Source organism: Enterobacter sp. ECC-019, from assembly GCF_043974075.1.
GTDB classification, from domain to species: domain Bacteria; phylum Pseudomonadota; class Gammaproteobacteria; order Enterobacterales; family Enterobacteriaceae; genus Enterobacter; species Enterobacter asburiae_D.
In genome coordinates, this window is the sequence record NZ_CP143759.1 from 2,384,397 (window position 1) to 2,409,401 (window position 25,005).

22 protein-coding genes, 1 tRNA gene and 1 other RNA gene are annotated in these 25,005 nt (G+C 56.2%); 13 read left to right on the forward strand and 11 right to left on the reverse strand.

Annotation, left to right across the window (positions count from 1 at the left end):
• Nucleotide 1 precedes the first annotated feature (1 nt).
• The 4 genes from rutD to rutA are packed head-to-tail and all read right to left on the reverse strand — an operon-like array spanning nt 2 to nt 2,988.
• On the reverse strand, nt 2-802 hold the full coding sequence (rutD, locus tag V1566_RS11170; protein ID WP_395305902.1) for a pyrimidine utilization protein D: 801 nt from the start codon (nt 800-802) through the stop codon (nt 2-4).
• A gap of 7 nt (nt 803-809) precedes the next feature.
• Nucleotides 810-1,196, reverse strand: a complete 387-nt coding sequence (gene rutC, locus V1566_RS11175) for a pyrimidine utilization protein C (RefSeq protein WP_010429508.1) — start codon at nt 1,194-1,196, stop codon at nt 810-812.
• An 11-nt stretch (nt 1,197-1,207) separates the two neighbouring features.
• Complete coding sequence (gene rutB / locus V1566_RS11180) at nt 1,208-1,897, reverse strand: pyrimidine utilization protein B (RefSeq protein ID WP_395305903.1); 690 nt, start codon at nt 1,895-1,897, stop codon at nt 1,208-1,210.
• Entirely contained in the window at nt 1,897-2,988 is a 1,092-nt protein-coding gene (gene rutA, locus V1566_RS11185; RefSeq protein ID WP_023617762.1) for a pyrimidine utilization protein A, read from the reverse strand. The genes rutB and rutA overlap by 1 nt, the downstream gene beginning before the upstream one ends.
• A 245-nt stretch (nt 2,989-3,233) precedes the next feature.
• Between rutA and rutR the strand changes: the two genes are divergently transcribed.
• Entirely contained in the window at nt 3,234-3,872 is a 639-nt protein-coding gene (rutR, locus tag V1566_RS11190) for an HTH-type transcriptional regulator RutR (protein ID WP_395305904.1), read from the forward strand.
• Here rutR and V1566_RS11195 read toward each other — a convergent pair.
• Both V1566_RS11195 and putA read right to left on the reverse strand, forming a co-directional pair.
• A complete protein-coding gene (locus tag V1566_RS11195) occupies nt 3,869-4,264 on the reverse strand; it encodes a lysozyme inhibitor LprI family protein (RefSeq protein ID WP_395305978.1) in 396 nt (131 codons plus the stop codon). The two genes, rutR and V1566_RS11195, sit on opposite strands and share 4 nt — an antisense overlap.
• Nucleotides 4,265-4,365: 101 nt before the next feature.
• Entirely contained in the window at nt 4,366-8,328 is a 3,963-nt protein-coding gene (putA, locus tag V1566_RS11200) for a trifunctional transcriptional regulator/proline dehydrogenase/L-glutamate gamma-semialdehyde dehydrogenase (protein WP_395305905.1), read from the reverse strand.
• Nucleotides 8,329-8,750: 422 nt separating this feature from the next.
• Between putA and putP the strand changes: the two genes are divergently transcribed.
• Nucleotides 8,751-10,259, forward strand: a complete 1,509-nt coding sequence (putP, locus tag V1566_RS11205) for a sodium/proline symporter PutP (RefSeq protein WP_213328286.1) — start codon at nt 8,751-8,753, stop codon at nt 10,257-10,259.
• A gap of 116 nt (nt 10,260-10,375) precedes the next feature.
• A complete protein-coding gene (locus V1566_RS11210; protein WP_032648964.1) occupies nt 10,376-10,795 on the forward strand; it encodes a DUF3574 domain-containing protein in 420 nt (139 codons plus the stop codon).
• 95 nt (nt 10,796-10,890) lie between these two features.
• Here the strand turns inward: V1566_RS11210 and V1566_RS11215 are convergent, their stop codons facing one another.
• Nucleotides 10,891-12,075 carry a NupC/NupG family nucleoside CNT transporter gene (locus V1566_RS11215; RefSeq protein ID WP_395305906.1) on the reverse strand — a complete coding sequence of 395 codons (1,185 nt, stop codon included), beginning with the start codon at nt 12,073-12,075 and terminating at the stop codon, nt 10,891-10,893.
• Between the two features lie 251 nt (nt 12,076-12,326).
• Between V1566_RS11215 and efeU the strand changes: the two genes are divergently transcribed.
• The 5 genes from efeU (at nt 12,327) to V1566_RS11240 (ending at nt 18,173) form a co-directional block, all read left to right on the forward strand.
• Nucleotides 12,327-13,160 (forward strand): iron uptake transporter permease EfeU, encoded by an 834-nt coding sequence (gene efeU, locus V1566_RS11220; protein WP_339277124.1) that lies wholly within the window; start codon nt 12,327-12,329, stop codon nt 13,158-13,160.
• A 40-nt stretch (nt 13,161-13,200) separates the two neighbouring features.
• Nucleotides 13,201-14,328, forward strand: coding sequence for an iron uptake system protein EfeO (efeO, locus tag V1566_RS11225; protein WP_395305907.1), 1,128 nt, complete (start codon nt 13,201-13,203; stop codon nt 14,326-14,328).
• 5 nt (nt 14,329-14,333) lie between these two features.
• Entirely contained in the window at nt 14,334-15,617 is a 1,284-nt protein-coding gene (gene efeB / locus V1566_RS11230) for an iron uptake transporter deferrochelatase/peroxidase subunit (protein ID WP_395305908.1), read from the forward strand.
• 501 nt (nt 15,618-16,118) lie between these two features.
• Nucleotides 16,119-16,907, forward strand: coding sequence for a phosphate starvation-inducible protein PhoH (phoH, locus tag V1566_RS11235; RefSeq protein WP_008503509.1), 789 nt, complete (start codon nt 16,119-16,121; stop codon nt 16,905-16,907).
• Between the two features lie 279 nt (nt 16,908-17,186).
• Nucleotides 17,187-18,173 (forward strand): IS110 family transposase, encoded by a 987-nt coding sequence (locus V1566_RS11240; RefSeq protein ID WP_395304094.1) that lies wholly within the window; start codon nt 17,187-17,189, stop codon nt 18,171-18,173.
• 139 nt (nt 18,174-18,312) lie between these two features.
• On the opposite strand, the gene V1566_RS11245 is transcribed toward V1566_RS11240, so the two are convergent.
• The 4 genes from V1566_RS11245 to V1566_RS11260 all read right to left on the reverse strand — a co-directional run bounded on the left by V1566_RS11245 (nt 18,313) and on the right by V1566_RS11260 (nt 20,288).
• A non-coding RNA gene (locus V1566_RS11245) (RtT sRNA) lies at nt 18,313-18,450 on the reverse strand.
• A 44-nt stretch (nt 18,451-18,494) separates the two neighbouring features.
• Nucleotides 18,495-18,582, reverse strand: a tRNA-Ser gene (locus V1566_RS11250).
• A gap of 147 nt (nt 18,583-18,729) precedes the next feature.
• Entirely contained in the window at nt 18,730-19,407 is a 678-nt protein-coding gene (locus tag V1566_RS11255; RefSeq protein ID WP_032638688.1) for an isochorismatase family protein, read from the reverse strand.
• 20 nt (nt 19,408-19,427) lie between these two features.
• On the reverse strand, nt 19,428-20,288 hold the full coding sequence (locus tag V1566_RS11260; RefSeq protein WP_395305909.1) for a pirin family protein: 861 nt from the start codon (nt 20,286-20,288) through the stop codon (nt 19,428-19,430).
• A 109-nt stretch (nt 20,289-20,397) separates the two neighbouring features.
• On the opposite strand from V1566_RS11260, the gene V1566_RS11265 reads away from it, so the two are divergent.
• The 5 genes from V1566_RS11265 to V1566_RS11285 all read left to right on the forward strand — a co-directional run bounded on the left by V1566_RS11265 (nt 20,398) and on the right by V1566_RS11285 (nt 24,906).
• Nucleotides 20,398-21,303 (forward strand): LysR family transcriptional regulator, encoded by a 906-nt coding sequence (locus tag V1566_RS11265; RefSeq protein WP_395305910.1) that lies wholly within the window; start codon nt 20,398-20,400, stop codon nt 21,301-21,303.
• Nucleotides 21,304-21,446: 143 nt separating this feature from the next.
• Nucleotides 21,447-22,820 carry an ATP-binding protein gene (locus V1566_RS11270; RefSeq protein WP_395305911.1) on the forward strand — a complete coding sequence of 458 codons (1,374 nt, stop codon included), beginning with the start codon at nt 21,447-21,449 and terminating at the stop codon, nt 22,818-22,820.
• An 87-nt stretch (nt 22,821-22,907) separates the two neighbouring features.
• Entirely contained in the window at nt 22,908-23,396 is a 489-nt protein-coding gene (locus V1566_RS11275) for a DUF4157 domain-containing protein (RefSeq protein ID WP_395305912.1), read from the forward strand.
• Between the two features lie 35 nt (nt 23,397-23,431).
• Nucleotides 23,432-24,013 (forward strand): hypothetical protein, encoded by a 582-nt coding sequence (locus tag V1566_RS11280; protein WP_395305913.1) that lies wholly within the window; start codon nt 23,432-23,434, stop codon nt 24,011-24,013.
• A gap of 14 nt (nt 24,014-24,027) precedes the next feature.
• Nucleotides 24,028-24,906: a hypothetical protein gene (locus V1566_RS11285; protein WP_395305914.1), complete on the forward strand. Its 879-nt coding sequence runs from the start codon at nt 24,028-24,030 to the stop codon at nt 24,904-24,906.
• Nucleotides 24,907-25,005 lie beyond the last annotated feature (99 nt).

Consider the following 25,005-nt stretch of genomic DNA (forward strand, 5'->3'; position numbering starts at 1 on the left):
CTTATAAAGCGGGTTCCGGGCTGTGCAGCAGGCTGGCAAGCCCGTTCAGCAGCAGGGTGTTAAAGGTATCCGGCTCGGTGACGTTGCAGGCATGCCCGCCCTGGCGCATCACCGCGCTGCGGCTATGCGGGATCGCTGCCTGCAACTCGGTCGAGCAGACAGACGGCACCAACATGTCGTCGGCGGAACAGATAATCTGTACCGGGCAGCGAATGCGCGCGGCATGGCGGCTGAAGTCGGCCTTTTTCAGGGCGCTGAGCCTGTGCAGCAGGTTGGTTTTGCCCTGGAAATGGGCCAGCGCCAGCGCCTCTTCTGCCTCCAGGCGGGGAGCGCGGGCGGCCATCCAGTCCGCCGGGTAGAGAAACAGCGGCTGCGCCTCGACCCACGCCTGTGCGCCGCCGTAATGCAGCAGGCGCTCGCGGATCTGAAAGCAGCGGCGGGTGTGGGCGTTGAGGGTCAACCAGCCGTTGACGCACACCAGCGCGGTGAGGGCGTCGGGCCTGTCGAGGGCCAACTGCAGGCCGACCAGCGCCCCCAGCGCGTGACCCACGACGCAGTAGCGGGCAATCCCGGCATCCGCCAGCGCCTGGGCCAGTTCATCCGCCATCTGCGCAAGGCTGTACCCTTCCGGCAGGGTGTCAGGGTTATTGCCCGTTCCCCGCTGGTCATAGCACACCACCTGATACTCAGGCTCCAGCGCGGCCAACTGGGGCAGCCAGTAGCTGCCGCTGCCGCCGAGACCGGAAATAAAGACCACCACGGGCGCGCCCTCATACGGGGGCGGCGAGACGGAGAGTTTCATACCTGCCTCACTTCGCGATGTGCGCAACGGTGGCGATTTCAACCAGCGCCTCTGGCTTCACCAGCCCGCACTGAATGCAGAACCGGGCCGGTTTATCGCCGGGGAAGAATTCGGCGTAAATCTCGTTAATCGCGGCGTAGTTTTTCCAGTCGGTGATAAAGATGCTGTTGAAGGTCACATCCTCCATCGTGCCACCCGCCGTTTCGATCACGGTTTTGATCGTCTCCAGCACGTGGCGGGTTTGCGCCTTTGGGTCGTTGATAAACACCACGTTATTGTCTTTATCAAACGGCAGCGTGCCGGAGACATACACCACGCCGTCGGCGAGGGTGCCGGGAACAAACGGGGCGATGGGCGTGCTGGTGCCCGGCGGAATAATCACGGATTTTGGCATCAGGTGTCTCCTCAGGCGATACGGGCGAGCGGGGGATTCAGGGCGTCGCAGAAATCTGCAACGTTACTGACCCAGCCAAAAAAGGTTTCGATATTGAACAGGGCCGCCTTCTGGGCGAATTCCGGCCCGGCCTGGTGGGTCGCGTCTTCCAGCACCACGCCAAAATACTCGAGGAAAAAACCGTCGCGCAGGGTCGACTCCACGCAGACGTTGGTGGCGATCCCGGTAAACACCAGGTGGCGAATGCCCCGGCTGCGCAGCAGGCTGTCGAGCGGGGTATTGAAAAAGCCGCTGTAGCGCGGTTTGGGCAGGACGATATCGCCCGCCTGCGGTACCAGCTCATCCACCAGCTGATAGTCCCAGCCGCCTTTCGCCAGTAGCTTGCCCTGCAGTTCAGGCCGTTTACGCATGGTTTTCAGGGCGTTCGACTTGTGGAAGTTGGGCGAGCCGGGGCCGCCGGCCTCGACGTACTGGTCATCCCAGCCGTTCTGGAACCAGATGATGAGCATGCCCGCGGCGCGCGCGGCGGCGACGGCGGTTTTGATATTCGCGATCACCGGCCGGGTGGCGGAGACGTCGAACCCCGCCAGATCCAGATAGCCACCCTGGCTGGCGTAGGCGTTTTGCATATCCACCACGATCAGCGCGCTCTGCTCTGGCGCAAAGGTGATGGCTTCCGGGCGTGCGTTAAGAGTGGTCATTACGCCACCTCCTTCGTAACGGCAGGGATGTGGGCGCGGCACTGCATCAGCGGCTGGATGCGCTCGCCGAAGGTTTCCACGCCGGTGAGGAAATCATCGAAGGTCAGCAGAACGCCTTCCGCCCCGGGCACGGCCGCCACTTCGTCGAGCATTCTGGCGACGCTGGCGTACGAGCCGACCAGCGTACCCATATTGATATTGACGGCGGAGGTCGGGTCGGCCATCTGGCGAACGTTGGTGTCTGCGCCGGAGCGGGTATCCTTCTGGCTCTGTTCGGTGAGCCAGCTCAGGGCCTCCTCGTCGGCGCCGTCCTTATAGCGCTCCCATTTCGCGCGCGCCGCGTCGTCGGTTTCGTCGGCAATGACCATAAACAGCACGTAGGAGCCCACGTCGCGTCCGGTTTTGTCGGCGGCCTCTTTCATTCGCGCGGCGGTCGGGGCGAAGGCGGCAGGTGTGTTCACGCCTTTACCGAAGCAGAAGTTGAAGTCGGCGTATTTGGCGGAAAATTCCATCCCCGCGTCGCTTTGTCCGGCGCAAATCACCTTCATCGGCACCGACGGCTGCGGGCTGACGCGGCAGTCGTTCATGGTGAAGAAGTCACCCTTGAAATCGCTTTTTCCGGTACCCCACAGATCGCGCAGTACCTGGACGTATTCAGTCAGGTAGTCGTAGCGACGCGAGAAGTAATCGTCACCCGGCCAGAGCCCCATCTGCTCGTACTCGGGTTTTTGCCAGCCGGTGACCAGGTTAACGCCAAAGCGCCCGCCGGAGATGGAGTCAATGGTGGACGCCATGCGCGCCACGATAGCAGGGGGCAGGGTGAGCGTGGCGGCGGTGGCGTAGATCTGGATACGCGAGGTGACCGCGGCCAGCCCGGCCATCAGGGTGAAGGACTCCAGGTTGTGATCCCAGAATTCGGTTTTGCCGCCAAAGCCGCGCAGCTTGATCATCGAAAGCGCAAAGTCGAAATGGTAGTGCTCCGCTTTCTGCACGATGGCTTTATTCAGCTCAAAGGTCGGCATGTATTGCGGTGCAGTGGTCGAGATAAGCCAGCCGTTGTTGCCGATGGGTACAAATACGCCAATTTTCATCACGAACCTCTCTTCATTACGTCGCAGGTGTAACGGTGTTTTTGCAAAGGCAGTGCCAGTTTTGAAAATAGCAACGTTATTAATGTGTTAACCAGAAGTTGGTGGATTGATACGGTTAAATGTGGACTAAATGGTCAAAAACATTGCACAGAAAACAGGCACTCATGCGCGATCGGAGTGCAGAATGTCGTGGCGAGACGGGGGTTTTGCTATGCTGAGGGCAACGCAGAATAAGGAGAGCGGGAATGGCACAAGGCGCAGTGAAAACACCAGGTAAACGTTCGCAGGCGGTGAGCGCTAAGAAACAGGCGATCCTCAGCGCGGCGCTGGAGACCTTTTCGCAGTTTGGTATTCACGGCACGCGCCTGGAGCAGGTGGCGGAGCAGTCCGGGGTATCCAAAACCAATCTGCTCTATTACTACCCGTCGAAAGAGGCGCTCTATATCGCGGTGATGCAGCAGATCCTCGATATCTGGCTGGCGCCGCTGAAAGCCTTCCGCGCAGAGCTGGCCCCGCTGGTGGCGATCAAAGAGTACATTCGCCTGAAGCTGGAGGTATCGCGCGATTACCCGCAGGCATCAAGGTTGTTTTGTCTTGAGATGCTGCAGGGTGCGCCGCTATTGCAGGCGGAACTCACCGGAGATTTAAAACAGCTGGTTGACGATAAGTCGGCCATTATTGCCGGATGGGTCGCCAGCGGCAAACTGGCCCCGGTCGACCCGCATCATCTGATCTTTATGATTTGGGCCTCCACCCAGCATTACGCTGACTTTGCGGCCCAGGTTGAGGCGGTGACCGGTAAAACGCTCCAGGACGAGGCGTTTTTCCAGACCACGCTGGAAAACGTGCAGCGGATGATTATCGAAGGGATCCGCTTACGCTAGTTCCCCGGCGGGAGAGGGCAGCTTAAGTCGCCCTCTTCACACTGCATCAGCGAGGCCAGAAATGCTTCGCGCTCCACGGTTTTTTCCGCCAGGCACTGGTTAACAATCATTGGCTGGACGCTCCCGCCTTCCGTCCCCGAACCGATAAACGCACAGTCCGCGTCGCGCAGGGTAATCCACGCCTGCTGCGCTTTTTTCAGCAGATCGCGCTGGGGGGCTGCCGCACGCTTGATGGCGGCCTGATAAGTCTGGTTGAGCTTTTTATCGGCAGCCTGGTACTGCTGCGCGCTACAGGTATTCAGTTCAAGCTGGGTGGTCGCTTTGTCGCACTCGTCGGCCAGCGCGCTGGCGCTCATTAGCAGTGCTGCACCTGCGAGAAATACTCTTTTCATCATTCCCTCCGTGTAAAAAAGCCGGATGCGCTGCGCTTATCCGGCCTGGGGTGATTTTGTAGCCCCGGTAAGCGTAGCGCCACCGGGGAGAGTTTACACGATCAGCCGATTGTCATCAGGCTGGCGTTACCGCCTGCTGCCGCCGTGTTGACGCTGAGCGAGTGCTCCACGTACAGACGCTCCAGCAGCAGGTTGGTTTCACCGCGGGCGAAGCCCTGTACCGAAACAATCGCCCCGCTACGGGCCGCCACCTGCTCGCACAGTTCGCGCAGCTGGTCGGAATCACCGTGGTAAATTACGGCATCAAACGGCTGCGTCAGCAGCGCATCGGCTTTCGCGAAGTGAATGCGGGACGAGACCGCTTTCGGCAGCTGTTTGGCGAGATCGCGATGCAGCGCATCTTCCGGCCACAGCACTTCACACCCGGTTGCCATCGCGGCAGCCAGCTGCACCAGCGCGTCCTGCTCGTTATCGGCCACGCACAGCACGCGCTCGCGCGGCATCAGCGTCCAGGTGTTGCGCTCGCCGGTTGGCCCCGGCAGCAGACGCTGCGTGCCCGCCTGCGCCAGCTCGCCATACTGCCGGGCAACGGCACGCAGTTCAGGGCGTTTTTCCGCCCATGAGATGAGGCCTTCCAGCGGCTGCGTCAGCACGGCTTTCAGCTGCGCATCCACCGGATAGTCCGCATCCTGGCGTGCCAGGGTGACGCCCAGGGCGTTCTCCGGACGGTTCGCCAGCAGACGGTACAGGTAAAGCGGACCGCCCGCTTTCGGACCGGTGCCGGAGAGGCCTTCGCCGCCAAACGGCTGTACGCCCACGACCGCGCCGACCATGTTGCGGTTGACGTACAGGTTGCCCACTTTGGCGCTGCCGGTCACCTGCGCGATAGTCTCGTCGATACGGGTATGCACGCCGAGCGTCAGGCCATAGCCGGAGGCGTTGATCTGCTCAACCAGCTCGTTCAGGTTGTTACGGTTGTAGCGCACCACGTGCAGCACCGGGCCGAAGACCTCTTTTTTCAGCTCGTCGAAGCTTGCCAGCTCAATCAGCGTTGGCGGCACAAAGGTGCCGGTCCGCCATTCGCGGGCATCTTCGCTGTTCTCGCGCACCGCCTGGAACACCGGACGGCCTTTCGCGCGCATGGTCTGAATGTGGTTTTCGATGTTGGCTTTGGCTTCCGCGTCGATCACCGGCCCGATGTCGGTGGTGAGACGGCCCGGGTTACCCATGCGGCATTCGGCCATCGCGCCGCGCAGCATCTTCAGCGTGTGGTCCGCCACGTCGTCCTGCAGGCACAGCACGCGCAGGGCGGAGCAGCGCTGACCGGCGCTGTCGAACGCGGAGGCCAGCACGTCGACCACCACCTGCTCGGTGAGCGCGGAGGAGTCAACGATCATGGCGTTCATCCCGCCGGTTTCTGCGATGAGCGGCGTAGGACGACCCTGCGCATCCAGACGGGTGGCAATGTTGCGCTGCAGCAGAGACGCCACTTCGGTTGAACCGGTGAACATCACGCCGCGCACGCGGTTATCGGAAGTCAGTTTGGCGCCGACGGTTTCACCGCGGCCCGGCAGCAGCTGAACCACGCCCGCCGGCACGCCGGCTTCCAGAAGAATGTTGATGCCCTGCGCGGCAATCAGCGGGGTCTGCTCTGCCGGTTTTGCCAGCACGCTGTTGCCTGCGGCCAGGGCGGCGGCAATCTGGCCGGTGAAGATCGCCAGCGGGAAGTTCCACGGGCTGATACAGACGACCGGACCGAGCGGACGGTGGGTTTCGTTATCGAAATCATCACGTACCTGACCGGCGTAGTAGTGCAGGAAGTCGACGGCCTCGCGCACTTCGGCGATGGCGTTGCTGAAGGTTTTGCCCGCTTCGCGCACCAGAATGCCGATGAGCGACTGCATCTGATCTTCCATCAGCACCGCGGCGCGTTCCAGAATCGCGGCGCGCTCCTGCGGCGGCGTGGCGAACCAGATAGGGGCGTTGTTCACCGCGCTGTCCAGCGCCTGATCCACTTCCGCTTCGGTGGCTTCACGCACGTAGCCGACGATATCTTTTGGCTCTGCCGGGTTAATTATCGGCTGCATGTCGCCGTCAGCAGCGGGCTGCTCCAGAATCGGTTTGGCCTGCCACTTCTGCAGCGCGCTGTTGAGCAGGGCAGAGGAGAGTGACGCCAGACGGTGTTCGTTAGCGAGATCCAGACCCGCCGAGTTGACGCGGCCTTTGCCGTACAGCTCGCGCGGCAGGGCAATCTTCGGATGCGGCAGGCCAATCTGGCCTTCCTGCGCCGCCATCTTCTCAACGGCCTGCACCGGGTCGGCCACCAGCTCGTCCAGTGGCAGGGTGGTGTCGGCGATGCGGTTAACGAAGGAGGTGTTCGCGCCGTTTTCCAGCAGGCGACGCACCAGGTACGCCAGCAGGGTTTCGTGAGTACCCACCGGAGCATAGATACGGCACGGGCGGTTCAGCTTGCCGTCCGCCACTTTACCGGTGACCTGCTCGTACAGCGGTTCACCCATGCCGTGCAGGCACTGGAACTCGTACTGGCCCGGGTAGTAGTTCTGCCCGGCCAGGCTGTAGATCGCCGCCAGGGTGTGGGCGTTGTGGGTCGCGAACTGCGGATAGATCAGGTTCGGCACGCCGAGCAGCTTTTTCGCGCAGGCGAGGTAAGAGACGTCGGTGTAAACCTTGCGGGTATAAACCGGATAGCCTTCCAGCCCGTCCATCTGGGCGCGTTTGATTTCGCTGTCCCAGTAGGCACCCTTCACCAGACGGATCATAAGGCGACGACGGCTGCGGCTTGCCAGGTCAATCAGGTAATCAATGACGAACGGGCAGCGCTTCTGGTAGGCCTGGATAACGAAGCCGATGCCGTTCCAGCCTGCCAGCTCCGGCTCGAAGCACAGTTTTTCCAGCAGATCGAGGGAGATCTCCAGACGGTCTGCCTCTTCGGCGTCAATGTTGATGCCGATGTCATACTGGCGAGCCAGCAGGGTCAGGGATTTCAGTCGCGGGTAGAGCTCTTCCATCACCCGGTCGTACTGCGCGCGGCTGTAGCGCGGGTGCAGGGCGGAGAGCTTAATGGAGATGCCCGGGCCTTCATAAATACCGCGACCGTTGGACGCTTTACCGATGGCGTGGATCGCCTGCTGGTAAGAGACCATGTAGGCCTGCGCGTCGGCGGCGGTCAGCGCCGCTTCGCCCAGCATGTCGTACGAGTAGCGGAAACCTTTATCTTCCAGCTTGCGGGCGTTCGCCAGCGCTTCGGCAATGGTTTCCCCGGTGACGAACTGTTCGCCCATCAGGCGCATCGCCATGTCCACGCCCTTGCGGATCAGCGGCTCGCCGCTCTTACCGATGATGCGGTTGAGGGAGCGGGAAAGGTTTGCTTCGTTATGGGTGGAGACCAGTTTGCCGGTAAACAGCAGGCCCCAGGTGGCAGCGTTGACGAACAGCGACGGGCTGCGGCCAATGTGTGAATGCCAGTTGCCGTTGCTGATCTTGTCGCGGATCAGCGCGTCGCGGGTGGCTTTATCCGGAATACGCAGCAGCGCTTCCGCCAGGCACATCAGCGCCACGCCTTCCTGAGACGAGAGGGAAAACTCCTGCAGCAGACCCTGAACCATCCCGGCGCGGCCGGTGGCGGTTTTCTGGTTGCGCAGCTTGTCCGCTAACTGATAGGCCAGGCTGTGCGCCTGTGCGGCAATGGCTTCCGGCAGGCGAGCCTGCTCCAGCAGCATCGGCACGGCGTCGGTTTCGGCACGGCGGTAGGCGCCGGTAATGGCGGCACGGCTGACGGACTGCGGCAGGATCTGCTCGGCAAATTCAAGGAACGGCTGATGGTTCTCGTCGCCCGCGGCTGGCGCTTCCTCGCTTTCGTTCGCTGCGCCGGCCAGCAGGGCAGGCAGCTCTGGCAGGCCCTCGTCGCTCTCGAGTCTTTCGAGATAGTTAAAAATCGCCTGCTTAATTAACCAGTGCGGCGTGCGGTCAATGCGGGTTGCTGCGGTCTTAATCCGTTCGCGGGTGGCGTCATCCAGCTTAACCCCCATGGTGGTCATACCCATGCCAAAGCTCCTGTTGTTCTGTAATAGCGTTCTGTAGATAGCGTGAAATATCCCCCATGTTGCAACTTTGTGCAACCGTGTTAAATGTGACCTGGTTTGCAACCCGGAAAATGAATGGATTGTTAACGAATGGTTAGCTGGAAAAACGCGCTGGCTTTTGGGCGGGAAGCCTGTTTTTATGCGGGAGTTAACACTTTTAAAAGGTGCAACCCGTAAAAGCGTGAGCGAGTGCAACCTATAGGAAACTCGTATCAAACCGGGGATGAAATTGATGTAAATGCAGTGTTAAATCGTTTGTCAGCGGAGGGCGCATACGGCAGGATAGCGCGCCCAACCGAAACACAAGATACATTCACCTCGTTCCGGTGATCATATAACAAGGCAGCCCGGATGGTTGTCGCTCGACATTTTGGAGAATTTGAATGGCTATTAGCACACCGATGCTGGTGACATTTCTCGTTTATATTTTTGGCATGATCCTGATAGGGTTTTTGGCGTGGCGTTCTACAAAGAACTTTGACGACTACATTCTGGGCGGACGCAGTTTAGGCCCAATGGTGACCGCACTCTCTGCGGGCGCCTCCGACATGAGCGGCTGGCTGCTGATGGGGCTGCCGGGCGCGATTTTCATCTCCGGTATCTCGGAAAGCTGGATCGCCATCGGTCTGACCGTCGGCGCGTGGATCAACTGGAAGCTGGTAGCAGGCCGTCTGCGCGTGCATACCGAGGCCAACAATAACGCCCTGACGCTGCCGGACTACTTCACCGGACGCTTTGAGGATAACAGCCGCATCCTGCGCATTATCTCTGCGGTGGTTATTCTGCTGTTCTTCACCATCTACTGTGCCTCCGGCATCGTGGCCGGCGCGCGCCTGTTCGAAAGCACCTTCGGCATGAGCTACGAAACCGCCCTGTGGGCCGGTGCGGCGGCGACCATCCTCTATACCTTCGTGGGCGGTTTCCTGGCCGTAAGCTGGACCGACACCGTGCAGGCGAGCCTGATGATCTTCGCCCTGATCCTGACCCCGGTGATTGTGATTTTCACCGTTGGCGGCTTTGCCGATTCGCTGGAAGTGATCAAGCAGAAGAGCATTGAAAACGTCGACATGCTGAAAGGGCTGAACTTTGTTGCCATCGTGTCGCTGATGGGCTGGGGCCTGGGCTACTTCGGTCAGCCGCATATCCTGGCGCGCTTTATGGCGGCGGATTCTCACCACACCATCGTTCATGCCCGTCGCATCAGCATGACGTGGATGATCCTGTGTCTGGCAGGGGCGTGTGCGGTCGGCTTCTTCGGTATCGCGTATTTCAACAACAACCCGGCACAGGCAGGCGCGGTGAACCAGAACGCCGAGCGCGTGTTCATTGAGCTGGCGCAAATTCTGTTTAACCCTTGGATTGCCGGTATTCTGCTCTCTGCGATCCTGGCGGCGGTGATGTCCACCCTGAGCTGCCAGCTGCTGGTCTGCTCCAGTGCGATCACCGAAGACCTCTACAAAGCCTTCCTGCGTAAAAACGCGAGCCAGAAAGAGCTGGTGTGGGTAGGGCGCTTTATGGTGCTGGTGGTGGCGCTGATTGCCATCGCGCTGGCGGCCAACCCGGAAAACCGCGTGCTGGGCCTTGTGAGCTACGCGTGGGCGGGCTTTGGTGCGGCGTTTGGTCCGGTCGTGCTGTTCTCCGTCATGTGGTCACGTATGACCCGTAACGGCGCGCTGGCGGGAATGATCATCGGTGCGTTGACCGTTATCGTCTGGAAACAGTTCGCGTGGCTGGGCCTGTACGAAATCATTCCGGGCTTCCTCTTCGGCAGCATCGGTATCGTGGTCTTCAGCCTGCTGGGTAAAGCACCGTCTGCCTCTATGCAGAAACGCTTTGCAGAAGCAGACGCGCACTACCACTCCGCGCCGCCGTCTAAGCTGCAGCCGGAATAATTTTCCCAAGTAACACCGTAGGCCGGGTAAGCGCTAGCGCTACCCGGCTTTTTTCTTGCCTAAATCCGTATTTTCCTGTGATATCCATGTGCTTATAACAATGAGGATAGCGAAGCATGACAATCAAAACAGGGTTAATGGCGGCGGCATTATTGATGCTGGCTGGCTGCAACGCGCCATCGCAACACGCAGCGGTAGAGACCTGCAAAGCGGATAACCAGATGCAGCAAACTACGCTCTATTTCGGCTTAAATCGACCTGCCGGGGCGCAGATCACCAGCAACGAGTGGCAGCAGTTTGTTGACCAGGACGTGACGCCGCGCTTTCGCGATGGCTTAACGGTATTTGATGCGCGCGGGCAGTGGCTGGGGAACGACGGGAAAGTGGCGCGTGAGCCGAGCAAGGCATTGATGCTGATCCACGGTAAAGATGCGCAGAGCGAGAAGAACATCGAAGCGTTACGCGGGATTTATAAGTCCCGCTTTGCGCAGGAGTCGGTGATGCGCGTCGACCAGCCGGTGTGCGTGCAGTTCTGAGAAACCGATGCCCGGTGGCGGCTACGCCTTACCGGGCCTACAAAACCCGTAGGCCCGTGCAAGCGAAGCGCCGCCGGGCACAAACGGCACAAAACTTACAACACCAACCCCGCAAAGCTCGCCGACAGCAGGCTCACCAGCGTCGCGCCGTACACCAGACGCAGGCCGAAGCGCGACACCACGTTCCCCTGCTGCTCGTTCAGGCCCTTAATCGCCCCGGCGACAATACCGATGGAAGCGAAGTTCGCGAACGACACCAGGAAGACGGACAAAATGCCCAGCCCGCGAGGGGACATCTGATGGGCGATTTTTTGCAGCTCAATCATCGCCACAAATTCATTCGCCACCAGCTTGGTCGCCATAATACTGCCCGCGTTCAGGGCGTCACTCAGCGGAATACCCACCAGCCATGCCAGAGGATAAAATACATAGCCCAGGATCTGCTGGAAGCTCATGCCAAATACGCTGGAGAAGAGGGCGTTAATAGCGCTAATAAGCGCGATAAAGCCAATCAGCATAGCCAGAATAATCATCGCTACCTTAAAACCGGCCAGAATATACTCGCCCAGCATTTCAAAGAAGCTCTGCGATTCATGCAGTTTTTCAAGCCGGATATCCGGCTCCGCTTCCGGGCGCGCCGGGTTGATGACGGAGAGAATAATAAAGGTGCTGAACATATTCAGAATCAGCGCCGCGACGACAAATTTGGCGTCGAGCATGGTCATATAGGCGCCGACAATCGACAGGGAGACCGTCGACATCGCCGTGGCCGCCATGGTGAAGAGACGACGAGAGGAGAGATCCCCCAGTACGCCCTTGTAGGCAATGAAGTTTTCCGACTGGCCGAGGATCAGGGAACTCACCGCGTTAAAGGATTCCAGCTTGCCCATACCGTTCAGTTTTGACAGCAGCGTACCGATTACCCGAATAAAAATCGGCAGGATCCGCCAGTGCTGAAGAATACCAATCAGCGCGGAAATAAAAATAATCGGGCAAAGCACGCCGAGGAAAATGAACGCCAGCCCTTTTTCCCCCATTCCGCCAAAGACGAAATTGGTACCTTCACCGGCAAATTTAAGCAGTGACTCGAAAAATCCCGAGACGTATTTAATCAGGAATAACCCGCTTTCGGCGTGCAGGAAAAAGAACGCCAGCGCAATTTCAATAACAATCAGCTGTAAAACAAAACGAATGCGAACTTTTCGGCGGTCGAAACTCACCAGCCAGGCGAGCGCAAGAATAATCACCAGCGCCAGCAGGAAATGGACAATTTTAAACATGGTTTATTTTCAGTTGGTTTTTGAGGAGGATATTTAGCCACAGCGATGGTTTACCGTAAATGGGCAATTTTATTATAACTTATAAACTTAACGGTAACGTAGGCAACTATTAACAAGCTTCGCGTTTACAACTCGTCATCAAAACACCGCACATTTCGCTTGTGTTTCTTTTCTGCGTAATGATAATCACTATCACAAGAATTTACCTTTCTTTGCATCAGTTGACCGCGATAAACATTTAAGGTGTCGGCATGTTTGTTCCATTTCTCATTATGTTACGTGAAGGGCTCGAAGCTGCCCTCATCGTGAGCCTCATCGCCAGTTATCTGAAGCGAACCCAGCGCGGACGCTGGATTGGCGTCATGTGGGTTGGGGTATTCCTTGCTGCGGCACTCTGTCTGGGCCTCGGTATCCTCATCAACGAAACCACCGGGGAGTTCCCGCAGAAAGAGCAGGAGCTGTTCGAAGGGATCGTCGCCGTGATTGCGGTGGTGATCCTTACCTGGATGGTGTTCTGGATGCGTAAAGTCTCGCGCAACGTGAAGGTGCAGCTGGAGCAGGCGGTGGATAACGCGCTGCAAAAGGGCAATAACCACGGCTGGGCGCTCATTATGATGGTCTTTTTCGCCGTCGCGCGTGAAGGCCTGGAGTCTGTTTTCTTCCTGCTGGCGGCGTTTCAGCAGGACGTGGGTATCTGGCCACCGCTGGGGGCCGTGCTGGGTCTTGCCACGGCCGTGGTGCTCGGTTTCCTGCTCTACTGGGGCGGTATTCGCCTGAACCTGGGCGCCTTCTTCAAATGGACCAGCCTGTTTATTCTGCTGGTGGCGGCCGGGCTGGCGGCAGGGGCGATACGCGCCTTCCACGAGGCGGGCCTGTGGAACCACTTCCAGGACGTGGCGTTCGACCTCAGCAACGTGCTCTCCACCCATTCTCTGACCGGCACCCTGCTCGAAGGTATCTTCGGCTATCAGGAAACGCCGAGCGTCAGCGAAGTGGCGATGTACTTTATTTATCTTGTTCCGGCGCTGGTGCTGTTCGCTATGCCGCCGCGTACCGGCTCGCAGGCGTCGCGCGTTACGCCATAATTTTTGTTTTAGTTACAACATACTTTTAAAGGGAAGAGTCATGGCAATTCAGTTCCGTCGTAGTGCGTTATGCGCAGGCATTGCCGCGCTGTTCGCTTCTGCATTCTCCGCCTGGGGCGCGGATGTTCCTCAGGTCAAAGTCACCGTCAACGATAAGCAGTGCGAGCCGATGACCCTCACGGTGAACAGCGGCAAAACCCAGTTCATTATCCAGAACCACAGCCAGAAGGCGCTGGAATGGGAGATCCTGAAAGGGGTTCTGGTGGTGGAGGAGCGTGAAAATATCGCCCCTGGCTTCAGCCAGAAGATGACCGCCAACCTGCAGCCGGGTGAGTATGAGATGACCTGCGGCCTGCTGACCAACCCTAAAGGGAAGCTTATCGTCAAAGGTGAAGCGACGGCCGATGCGGCGAAAGGTGCTGCGGTGCTGAGCCTGGGCGACGCGATCACCGCGTATAAAGCCTATGTCACGAAAGAGACGGCGGACCTGGCGACGGCAACCAAAGCCTTTACCGATGCGGTGAAGGCCGGTGATATCGAAAAAGCGAAATCCCTCTATGCGCCAACCCGTCAGCATTACGAGCGCATCGAGCCGATTGCCGAGCTGTTCTCTGACCTGGATGGCAGCATTGATGCCCGCGAAGACGATTACGAGCAGAAAGCCGCCGATCCGAAATTCACCGGTTTCCACCGTCTGGAGAAAGCACTGTTTGGCGACAACTCCACCAAAGGGATGGAGAAATACGCTGAGCAGCTGAACGGCGACGTGCTGGAGCTGCAAAAGCGCATCAGCGAGCTGGCCTTCCCGCCGTCAAAAGTGGTGGGCGGCGCGGCCGGCCTGATTGAAGAAGTGGCCGCGAGCAAAATTAGCGGTGAAGAGGATCGCTACAGCCATACCGATCTGTGGGATTTCCAGGCCAACGTCGACGGCGCGCAGAAAATTGTCGAGCTGCTGCGTCCTCAGCTGCAGAAAGAGAATGGCGAACTGCTGGCCAAAGTGGATGCCAACTTCAAAAAAGTCGACACCATTCTGGCGAAGTACCGCACCAAAGACGGGTTTGAAACCTACGACAAGCTGACCGATGCCGACCGTAACGCGCTGAAAGGCCCGATTACCGCCCTGGCGGAAGATCTCTCTCTGCTGCGTGGCGTACTGGGTCTGGACTAAGCACGATGAACAAGCATGACGAGCACGACGTGGCGGAACCTTCCCGACGTCGTTTGTTAAAAGGGGTTGGGGCGCTGGGCGGCGCGCTTGCGCTGGCCGGTGGCTGTCCGGTAGCGCATGCGGCGAAACCGCAAAGCGCGCCCGGCACGCTGTCACCCAATGCCCGCATGGAGACGCAGCCGTTTTATGGTGAGCATCAGGCGGGCATCCTGACGCCGCAGCAGGCGTCCATGATGCTGGTGGCCTTTGATTCGCTGGCCAGCGATAAAGCCGACCTGGCGCGTCTGTTCCGCCTGCTGACGACGCGCATCGCGTTTCTCACCGCGGGCGGACCGGCGCCCGATACGCCGAACCCGCGTCTGCCGCCAATGGACTCCGGTATTCTGGGGCCGTTTATCGCCCCGGATAACCTGACCATTACCGTTTCGTTGGGTGAATCGCTGTTTGACGCGCGCTATGGCCTGGCAAAACAGAAGCCGAAAGCGCTGCAAAAAATGACGCGTTTCCCGAACGATTCACTGGACGCCGCTCTTTGCCATGGCGACCTGCTTCTGCAAATTTGTGCCAATACCCAGGACACGGTGATCCACGCCCTGCGCGATATTATCAAGCACACGCCGGATCTGCTGAGCGTGCGCTGGAAGCGGGAAGGGTTTATCTCGGACCACGCCGCCCGCAGCAAAGGGAAAGAGACCCCGGTGAACCTGCTGGGCTTTAAGGACGGTACGGCCAACCCGGACAGCCACGATGGTGCGCTCATGAAGGAGGTGGTGTGGGTTACTGCCGATCAGGGTGAACCGGCATGGGCGGTGGGCGGCAGCTATCAGGCGGTGCGGATTATTCAGTTCCACGTGGAGTTCTGGGACCGCACGCCGCTGAAAGAGCAGCAGACGATCTTTGGTCGGGATAAGCAAAGCGGGGCACCGCTCGGCATGAAGAACGAGCATGACGTGCCTGACTACGCCAGCGATCCCAATGGCGATACCATCGCGCTCGACAGCCATATTCGCCTTGCCAATCCGCGCACCAAAGAGACGCAATCGAGCCTGATGATGCGTCGGGGCTACAGCTACTCGCTCGGCGTGACCAACTCCGGTCAGCTCGATATGGGGCTGCTGTTCGTCTGTTATCAGCACGATCTGGAAAAAGGCTTCCTGACCGTGCAGGAGCGGCTCAACGGCGAAGCGCTGGAAGAGTACATTAAGCCCATCGGCGGTGGTTATTTCTTTGCCCTGCCGGGCGTGCGCGATCGGAACGCATACCTCGCTCAAGATCTTATTGAAGCCTGATAATTGTCCCTGCGACAGTTCGCGGGGACATTATTTTTTCATATGACTATCCTCCTGTTATATTTCTGTAATATTTCTATATGAGACTGATTCCACCTGTAGGGACAGTCTTAATAGTTGCATTCAGGTAAAATAAATGTTGCATTTATGATAACTCCTGATGTACTTAAGATTAAGAAAGCGGTAGTTCCCGGCAGTGATGCTGAATCACTATGGAGATCGCGAATGGTTGCGTCCTGTACTGGACAAGGTAAACATAACAACCGCAGCACCCGGCGCGGAGGCTCAGACTCCGGCAGCGATTTCCTCACCACTAAATTCTCCCCCCTTCCTCAAGAATCTGATTCGACCGACGTGCAGAACGGTGCGCGTAGCTGTTCCGTATCGTCATCCGATAAAGCAAGCAATGGCTTACAAGGAAGCCAACCCTCTGATGTTCGTGCGCATAATCGTGCCGAAGCTGGCGCGTGTGATGAATACCAACAACTCAAGGTGCTATCCATGGGAAGACAAAAAGCAGTGATCAAAGCTCGTCGCGAAGCAAAACGTGTGCTGAGACGGGATTCACGTAGCCATAAACAGCGTGAAGAAGAATCGGTCACCTCGCTTGTGCAGATGAGTGGCGTAGAAGCAATTGGCATGGCCCGAGACAGCCGTGATAATTCTCCAATTGTGGCGCGCAATGAGGCTCAGGCGCACTACCTGAATGCTATCGAGAGTAAACAGCTCATCTTTGCAACCGGTGAAGCCGGATGCGGGAAAACCTGGATCAGTGCAGCCAAAGCGGCGGAAGCATTGATCCATAAGGACGTGGAGAGAATTATTGTTACCCGTCCGGTACTGCAGGCTGATGAAGATCTCGGCTTCTTGCCCGGAGATATTTCGGAGAAGTTTGCCCCGTACTTCAGGCCCGTCTATGACGTGCTGGTGAAGCGACTGGGTGCATCCTTCATGCAGTACTGCCTGCGACCAGAGATTGGCAAGGTGGAAATCGCGCCGTTCGCCTATATGCGCGGACGTACATTTGAAAATGCGGTCGTCATTCTTGACGAGGCTCAGAACGTGACCGCTGCGCAAATGAAGATGTTTTTAACGCGCCTCGGGGAGAACGTGACGGTTATCGTTAACGGCGATATTACCCAGTGTGACCTGCCATCCGGCGTGAAATCCGGGCTGAGCGACGCCATGTCACGTTTTGAGGAAGATGAGATGATTGGGGTGGTACGCTTCACCAAAGATGACTGCGTGCGATCGGCACTCTGCCAGCGCACGCTGCAAGCGTATTATTGAGTTTGCTGTTGTGTTCAAGGCCCGGGAAACCGGGCTTTGTTTTTTGTGCGGGCTTTTTGTCGGGTGGCGCTGCGCTTACCCGACCTTGTATTATCCTTCCGTGCAGAAAGAACCGGCCTGTTCTTTCTGCCATGCAGTCCACATGCCGTACCCGGCCTTAGGCCACGAGCCTGTGTTGTAGATCCCTGCAGTGGACTGCACCTTCTCCACAAGTGACAAACCGGACAGTATCATGGACCGGTTTTCCCGGTAATCCGCATTCACAAGGTTGGTTTCACTATGGAACAGGAACTTCACTTTATTGGTATCGATGTCTCCAAAGCTAAGCTGGATGTCGATGTGTTGCGACCTGATGGCCGTCACCGCAGCAAAAAGTTTACTAACACACCTAAAGGTCACGATGAGCTGCTCAACTGGCTCCGCAGCCATAATGTGGCGCCAGCACATGTCTGCATGGAAGCGACCAGCACCTATATGGAAGACGCAGCAGCATCCCTCAGCGATGCCGGTTTCACCGTATCCATCATCAACCCGGCTCTTGGTAAAGCCTTTGCGCAGAGCGAAGGCCTGCGCAGTAAAACCGATGCCGTTGATGCCCGTATGCTGGCAGAGTTCTGCCGGCAGAAGCGTCCGGTAGCCTGGGAGGCACCTCATCCGCTGGAGCGCGCGTTGCGGGCGCTGGTGCTGCGTCACCAGTCCCTGACAGACATGCACACGCAGGAGCTGAACCGTCGTGAGACGGCGCGGGAGGTGCAGATGCCGAGTATTGATGCGCACCTTCTGTGGCTGGAAGCGGAGCTGAAGCGGCTGGAGAAACAGATAAAGGACCTGACGGATGACGACCCGGACCTGAAGCACCGGCGAAAACTGCTGGACAGCATACCGGGTATCGGTGAAAAGACATCCGCGGTGCTGCTGGCGTATGTGGGGCTGAAGGACAGGTTCGGTCAGGCGCGGCAGTTCGCGGCTTTCGCAGGACTGACACCGCGGCAGCATGAATCCGGCAGCAGCGTACACAGGGCAAGCAGGATGAGTAAGGCTGGCCATGTCTCGCTTCGCAGGGCGCTGTATATGCCCGCGATGGTGGCGCTGTACAAAACGGAGTGGGGAAAAGCGTTCAGGACGCGTCTGGAAAAGAACGGCAAGGGAGCGAAGCTGATAATCGGAGCGATGATGCGCAAGCTGGCGCAGGTGGCGTATGGCGTCCTGAAATCAGGACGCCCGTTCGATGCCACATTACATCAGGAAAATGCTTGCGTGGCATAACAGTATCTACAATATCCGTAGGCCTGGTAAGCGCAGCGCCACCAGGCATAAAGAGCGCAGGGAGTCTCAAGGTTCGAATCCCCAGGTGCGATCCAAAAGAAAAAAGCCCGTACTTTCGTACGAGCTCTCATCTCAAATATGGCGGTGAGGGGGGGATTGACTCGCTTCGCTCGCCCTGCGGGCAGCCTGTTCGCTACGCTCTCAGTCTGTCCAACTGGCTGTCGCCAGTTGTCGAACCCCGGTCGGGGATTCTCATCCCCCCGCAGGCGTGCAAAATGCGAAAAAAAAGCCCGCATTTTCATGCGAGCTCTTCTTTAAATATGGCGGTGAGGGGGGGATTCGAACCCCCGATACGTTGCCGTATACACACTTTCCAGGCGTGCTCCTTCAGCCACTCGGACACCTCACCATATTGTTTTGCTGCCTGACCGCTTGGGGGGCAACGGGGCGCTACTATAGGGAGTTGCGCTGACACGGTCAAGCAGATTTTCAGCTTTAGTGCCTGTTCGGTTAAGCAATAATCAGCTCCACGGTTTTTACGCCATGGAGCAGGGGATTAACGCTGTGAATCGAGCACTTCGCTGTTTTTAACCACTTCCTGTGCTTTGCCGTAGCTTTCGATCAACAGCTGGTAAGCCGGGAAGATGTGGGTGTACACCTCAGCCCACTCAGCCGCGTCCTCACGGTTCCAGGTTCGCTGGATCTCAGAGGCCACCGCCGCCGTATCCATCGGAACCACACCGGCCTGCACCACGCGCGCCAGGGTGATCTCTTGCGCCATCTTGCTGTAGGTGCCGGAGGCATCAATCACCGCAAACACTTTATATCCGTCCGCCACCGCGCTAATCGACGGGAAGGCCATGCAAACGCTGGTAATAGTGCCCGCAATAATCAACGTCTTGCGTCCGGTCGCTTTCACCGCGGCCACGAACTCCGGGTTATCCCAGGCGTTAATTTCACCTTTACGGGCAACATATTGGGCATGCGGTGCGTTGGCGTGGATCTCCGGGATAAGCGGTCCGTTCGGTCCCTGCGGGACGGATGCGGTGGTGATCACCGGGATCTTCGCCAGGGTCGCGATTTTTGCCAGTGCAGCCGCACGTGCACGCAGTTCTGGCATTGGCATATCCCCAACGGTCTGGAACAGACCGCTCTGGTGATCGATAAGCAACATCACCGCATCGTTCACATCAATAACCGGACGGGTACCATTAAAATTCGCAGGTGTAGACATGTTCTTCTCCTTTATTACGTTCAGATCTGGCCGAAGCGGCCGGAGTTGAAATCACGAATCGCTTCGTTGATTTCGCTTTTACTGTTCATCACAAACGGGCCATAGCCCACGATGGGTTCATTCAACGGCTCGCCGGCCATCAGCAGGACTTTTGCATCACTGTTCGCCTCCAGGTGCAGTTTGTCGCCTTCCTGACTCAGTACGACAAGCTGGGCTTCACCTGCCTGAGTTGTACCGTTCACCGTGATGTTGCCTTCAAGCACGACCAGCGCGGTGCTCCAGCCCTCGGGCTGATTGAGCGTCAGATGGCTTCCCTGGTTCAGCGCGATGTCCCAGACGTTCAGCGGTGAGAAGGTGTGCGCCGGGCCGGTAACCTCGTCGTAGCGACCGGCAATCACCCGCAGGGTGCCGCTGTTATCCGGTAGCGTCACAACCGGGATGTCGTTTTTGGTGATGCTCTGGTAGCCCGGCGTCGCCATTTTGTCTTTGGCCGGCAGGTTGACCCAGAGCTGCATCATTTTCAGTTCTCCGCCTTTCTGCGAGAACGCGCTGGAGTGGAACTCTTCGTGCAAAATACCTGCACCTGCCGTCATCCACTGCACGTCGCCGGGGCCAATCACGCCGCCTTTACCCGTGGAGTCACGATGCTCCACTTCACCGGAATAGACGATGGTGACCGTTTCAAAACCCCGGTGAGGGTGTTGGCCTACGCCGCGTTTCGCCCCATCTGCCGGAAAGGTGTACGGACCTGCGTAATCCAGCAGCAAAAACGGACTCAGCGGCTCGCCGTGGGTTTGATAAGAAAACATCGAACGAACCGGGAAACCATCGCCAACCCAGTGCTGGCGGGGAGCGGTATAAACGCCTGTTACGTTTTTCATGATTAACTCCTGATGTTCTGTTGATGTAATTAGCTTATATTCAGAGTTAATCTCCCGGTAGATAGTGAAAATAGCATTCACTGTTCCGAAAATAGAACGATGGGGTTTTATGCAGGATCTCAATGACTTTGTCTGGTTTGTGAAGGTGGTCGACTACGGTGGCTTTGCGGCGGCGGGAAGGGCGCTCGACCAACCCAAGTCTAAACTGAGCCGCAGGATCGCGCAGCTGGAAGAGCGGCTTGGCGTACGGTTGATACAGCGCACTACGCGGCAGTTTACGGTGACGGAAGTGGGGCACACTTTCTATCAGCACTGTAAGGCAATGCTGATAGAAGCAGAAGCGGCAGAAGAGGCCGTTGCTGCTCTGCAGGCTGAGCCGCGCGGCGTCGTCAGGATCACCTGTCCCGTCACGTTACTGCACGTCCACGTGGGGCCGATGCTGGCGCGGTTTATGGCGCGCTACCCCGGGATTAATCTCCAGCTTGAGGCCACCAATCGTCGGGTCGATCTTGTTGGCGAAGGCATTGATGTGGCGATCCGCGTGCGTCCGCGTCCGTTTGATGACAGCGATCTGGTCTTAAGGGTGCTGGCTGACAGGGGGCACTGCCTGGTGGCGAGTCCGCAGTTGATTGAACGTATGGGTAAACCGCGAATGCCTTCCGAGCTCAGTGAATGGCCGGGTTTAAGTATGGGGGCCGGTAAACAGGTGCATAAATGGGAGCTCAGTGGTCCAGAGGGGGCGAAAGCGGAGATCCACTACGCACCGCGCTTTATTACCACCGACATGCTGGCACTGCGGGAAGCGGCGATGGCGGGCGTGGGCGTTGTGCAGTTGCCGATATTGATGGTGAAGGATCAGCTTGGGTCAGGGGAACTGGTACGGGTGCTGGACGCGTGGGAACCCCGACGGGAAGTGATTCACGCGGTTTATCCTTCGCGGCGCGGTCTGCTGCCGTCGGTTAGAACGCTGGTGGATTTTCTCACCGAAGAGTATGCGAAGATGGTGGAAGAGTAGGGTAACCACTTTCCAGGCGACCCTGCTGGCATCTTCTGAGCTCAGAAATGGTGGAAAAAACAGCTATTGTGAGCGAAGCTATAATGGATTTATCACAAACGATTCAGACAAAAAGCGGACTCACTTCTTAGCAAGGATGTGCCATGCTCCAGCAAACAGATGTCGACAATCCTCAGCAGGCGAATAATGTCATTATGCTCCATCGCGAGATGGCGTGGTTATCGCTGGTGATTAATCAGGTTATTTGCAGCTATCTCAAACAGGATGGGCACGAACGCCATTGGTCAGATATTTCGCCACCGGAGTTAATAAAGGGAACGCCGTACGCAGACCTGATAATTGACTGGCAATTATCCATCATTGAACGCCTGGCGCTCGCGCTGGCGATGGCACCTGGCGTTAAACCCGATACCCTCGATATCTTCTTCGGCCTGAACAGCCTTATCGACCGCCCCTTTACGGAATTTGGCGGCGTCAGTGACAAAGCCTTTAGCGGTTTCATTCCGACCGGGCAAACGCTCAACTTTCTTATTAGCGCTAACGATCCGGACTGGCGCATCTATTCACACGTCCTTTTTTCAAACAAACACCGCCTGATGGCCGAGCAGGTCACACAGCTATTACCCGTCGATGACGGTTTACCGAAATGGGCGGGGATATATCGATTAAACGAAGAGTGGTTGCATTATTTTACCACCGGAGAGCGTCTTCGCCCTGAGCTAAGCGCGAGCTTTCCGGCGCATTTGCTGGAATCCCCGCTGGAATGGAAAGATCTGGTACTCGAGCGCGACGTCATGGCGCAAATTGAAGAGCTGCATGCCTGGCTTAAATACGGTCACACATTAATGGATGAGTGGCAGCTGGCGAAAAAGGTGAAGCCAGGCTATCGGGCCGTGTTTTTTGGCCCGCCGGGCACGGGGAAAACGCTGACGGCGGCGCTACTCGGTAAAGCGACAAAGCGGGATGTTTATCGTGTCGATTTATCCATGGTGGTGTCGAAATATATCGGTGAAACGGAAAAAAACTTATCCCGCGTGTTTGAGGCAGCGAGTTACAAAGAGTGGATCCTGTTTTTTGATGAAGGCGATGCGTTATTTGGCAAGCGTTCTGAGGTGAGTTCGTCCAACGACAGACATGCGAATCAGCTGACGGGCTATTTATTGCAAAAAATAGAGGATTTTCCCGGCACCATTATTATTGCCACCAACCTGAAAACCAACATGGACGAAGCCTTTACCCGGCGTTTTCAGAGCATGGTGCAATTTACCATTCCGGGCCCACAGGAACGGTTGCAGTTATGGCAAAACGCCTTTAACGGTACTTGTGAACTTTCCGCGGATGTCAATTTGCCAGAGATTGCCGAGCGCTATGAAGTCGCTGGCGGACAAATTATTAACGTGCTGCGCCAGTGCGCACTGATGGCCATTCAACGCAATCAACGTACCGTGAATCAGGACGATATTATTGCCAGCATTCGCCAGGAATTCCGCAAAGATAATAAACTTTTCTTTGAGTGAAGCCGTGTCACATCGCTGGCGCGCAAGAAGTGAGAAAGTGTTGTTTTCTGACTAAAACTGCAGGATTGAACAAGAGGACTGTTTGTTATGTTTTCAAAACAGAAGGCCCGACATCATTCAGCCCGACAGACGGTTTCCCAGGCGGCAATATCGCAGCGCAAAGAGAATCATGCGGCGGCTTTGGCGGACAATCGCCCTCAAACCGTGCAACGTCAAGCCAATAAAACCGGTCTGCCTGATAACTTAAAAAGCGGGATGGAAAATCTCAGCGGTATAAGTCTGGATCACGTCCGGGTGCACTACAACTCCGCCAAACCCGCCACCGTGCAGGCGCATGCCTATGCACAGGGCAGCGATATCCACCTTGCCTCCGGGCAGGAAAAACATTTACCGCACGAGCTGGGGCACGTGGTTCAGCAGGCGCAAGGGCGGGTTTCTGCGACGACCTCCGTTGCCGGAATGGCGGTCAATGATAACCCTGCTTTAGAACATGAGGCGGATGTGATGGGAACTACGGCTTTGCGTGGGGGGGTAGGTTTGGGCGTGCGGGACGTTGCAGAGAATAATGGAAACTGAATATATCCTATACATCTGATTAGAAGGTTTGAGATATGTTTAAACAAGCAGAGAAATCAGAGCAGAGCTCAGCACCTACTCATTCGAGACAAACTAAAGTTGTTTCTTATCCTGTTGGGCAAAGAAAAAATATTGGTTTTGAAGATAACCGTTCTGAAAGTACTGTTCAAAGGAAGTTGCGGGATGCTGTGAATTATACCTTGCAGGATATCATCCAAAAAAAATCTTATACTGTTATACAAAGAGCTGAACCAGAAGATACAAGTAACATCATCCGACTTTATTTCCCTGATACCTATAATCATTATGGAAAACTACTCATTGAGCAGGTATGTACAGCGCAGAACTTAAGGGTACATGCCCATGGTAGTGGAAGTCCAGGTGACGGTATCAACGCCGCGACGCAAAATGAAATGGATATACTCTTACCTCATCTTCAGGCCGCTAAGCGCGCTCAGGTCAAGGTATCAACGCCAGAGAAGAAGAAAGTAGTTGATAAATCAAAGAAACATAATTCAGTGGAAATGGCAGCGGCGGCTGCAAAAAAATCACAGAAGAAAGAGGCCAGAAGTGCCGAGAAAAAAGCTAAGTATGAAGCCGAGAAAAATAAGCGATGATAAAAGGTATTAATATGTACAAACAAATTGCGAAGAAAAAAGATAATGGGATTATGGCAATTTTTCAAAGGAAGGGGGGCCTTGGCTTAGTAGATAATCGTAAAGAGTCAATTGGGCATCATAGTATGAGCCTTTTTTTTTCTGCTACATATGGTAGTAATATTATCCAATTGGCTAAAATACTCCCCTTGCAAAATAAAGTGACGCCAACGGAAAAAGAAGATATTGAAAATGGAGCGAGGATTAATAAAGCGGAAATTCTGTGGGATTGGGATCCGAATGGAATTATTAATATTGGTGATGACGAGCCTCTTTATATAGTCACTCATGGTAACACCTCTAGCATTGGAGATGCTAATGAAGGTGAGAAATATAACATTGATTACACGCCGCATCATGCGGCAACTCTTCTAAATAGAATGTTGCCTCAAACATATAAGGGAAAAATATGGTTATGGGCATGTCATGGCTCTGAAATTGGCGCGGGGGGGCTATCGGTAGCTGATGCTATCATGACTAATTTGAGTAGAATGAGAAAAAGCATGGAGGGGATGAGAAGTATGGAAATGCTGGCTTTTGCGGGAGCAGTAGATGGGAATATGGACCTAAGGACGACTCGCACGACCATAAACAAGAAAGATATACTGGCGTATAAAAAATTAACTCGCTATCAATATGTTCGTGGGTTGAATAGAAATAGATTAGGAAATAAAAAAATATGGGAGCGGGAAAATTCAAATCTTAATAAGCGCTTGTCTTATTCAAAATTATTATATGAGAAGAAACTAAAAAAGGCTAATTCACCTAAGGATAAATTAAGATTGATACATTTGTATAGAGCTCAATGGATGAAATCTCGCTCAAAAAATCAAAATAAAATGGAGGATTTTTAATGCCAGTAATGGAATGGGGAACAATGTGGGTTATGTAAGCAATAATTTTTGTGCAAACTTCAACAGAAAAAGTATGGGGGTAAACGTTACGCTAATTAT

Coding starts and splice junctions, on each gene's coding strand:
- V1566_RS11270 (WP_395305911.1), top strand. CDS start 21,447: ATGCTCCAGCAAACAGATGTCGACAATCCTCAGCAGGCGAATAATGTC.
- putA (WP_395305905.1), bottom strand. CDS start 8,328: ATGGGTATGACCACCATGGGGGTTAAGCTGGATGACGCCACCCGCGAA.
- V1566_RS11285 (WP_395305914.1), top strand. CDS start 24,028: ATGTACAAACAAATTGCGAAGAAAAAAGATAATGGGATTATGGCAATT.
- rutC (WP_010429508.1), bottom strand. CDS start 1,196: ATGCCAAAATCCGTGATTATTCCGCCGGGCACCAGCACGCCCATCGCC.
- V1566_RS11260 (WP_395305909.1), bottom strand. CDS start 20,288: ATGAAAAACGTAACAGGCGTTTATACCGCTCCCCGCCAGCACTGGGTT.
- efeU (WP_339277124.1), top strand. CDS start 12,327: ATGTTTGTTCCATTTCTCATTATGTTACGTGAAGGGCTCGAAGCTGCC.
- V1566_RS11240 (WP_395304094.1), top strand. CDS start 17,187: ATGGAACAGGAACTTCACTTTATTGGTATCGATGTCTCCAAAGCTAAG.
- efeB (WP_395305908.1), top strand. CDS start 14,334: ATGAACAAGCATGACGAGCACGACGTGGCGGAACCTTCCCGACGTCGT.
- V1566_RS11255 (WP_032638688.1), bottom strand. CDS start 19,407: ATGTCTACACCTGCGAATTTTAATGGTACCCGTCCGGTTATTGATGTG.
- rutD (WP_395305902.1), bottom strand. CDS start 802: ATGAAACTCTCCGTCTCGCCGCCCCCGTATGAGGGCGCGCCCGTGGTG.
- V1566_RS11215 (WP_395305906.1), bottom strand. CDS start 12,075: ATGTTTAAAATTGTCCATTTCCTGCTGGCGCTGGTGATTATTCTTGCG.
- V1566_RS11195 (WP_395305978.1), bottom strand. CDS start 4,264: ATGAAAAGAGTATTTCTCGCAGGTGCAGCACTGCTAATGAGCGCCAGC.
- phoH (WP_008503509.1), top strand. CDS start 16,119: ATGGGAAGACAAAAAGCAGTGATCAAAGCTCGTCGCGAAGCAAAACGT.
- rutB (WP_395305903.1), bottom strand. CDS start 1,897: ATGACCACTCTTAACGCACGCCCGGAAGCCATCACCTTTGCGCCAGAG.
- V1566_RS11265 (WP_395305910.1), top strand. CDS start 20,398: ATGCAGGATCTCAATGACTTTGTCTGGTTTGTGAAGGTGGTCGACTAC.
- V1566_RS11280 (WP_395305913.1), top strand. CDS start 23,432: ATGTTTAAACAAGCAGAGAAATCAGAGCAGAGCTCAGCACCTACTCAT.
- rutA (WP_023617762.1), bottom strand. CDS start 2,988: ATGAAAATTGGCGTATTTGTACCCATCGGCAACAACGGCTGGCTTATC.
- putP (WP_213328286.1), top strand. CDS start 8,751: ATGGCTATTAGCACACCGATGCTGGTGACATTTCTCGTTTATATTTTT.
- V1566_RS11210 (WP_032648964.1), top strand. CDS start 10,376: ATGACAATCAAAACAGGGTTAATGGCGGCGGCATTATTGATGCTGGCT.
- rutR (WP_395305904.1), top strand. CDS start 3,234: ATGGCACAAGGCGCAGTGAAAACACCAGGTAAACGTTCGCAGGCGGTG.
- efeO (WP_395305907.1), top strand. CDS start 13,201: ATGGCAATTCAGTTCCGTCGTAGTGCGTTATGCGCAGGCATTGCCGCG.
- V1566_RS11275 (WP_395305912.1), top strand. CDS start 22,908: ATGTTTTCAAAACAGAAGGCCCGACATCATTCAGCCCGACAGACGGTT.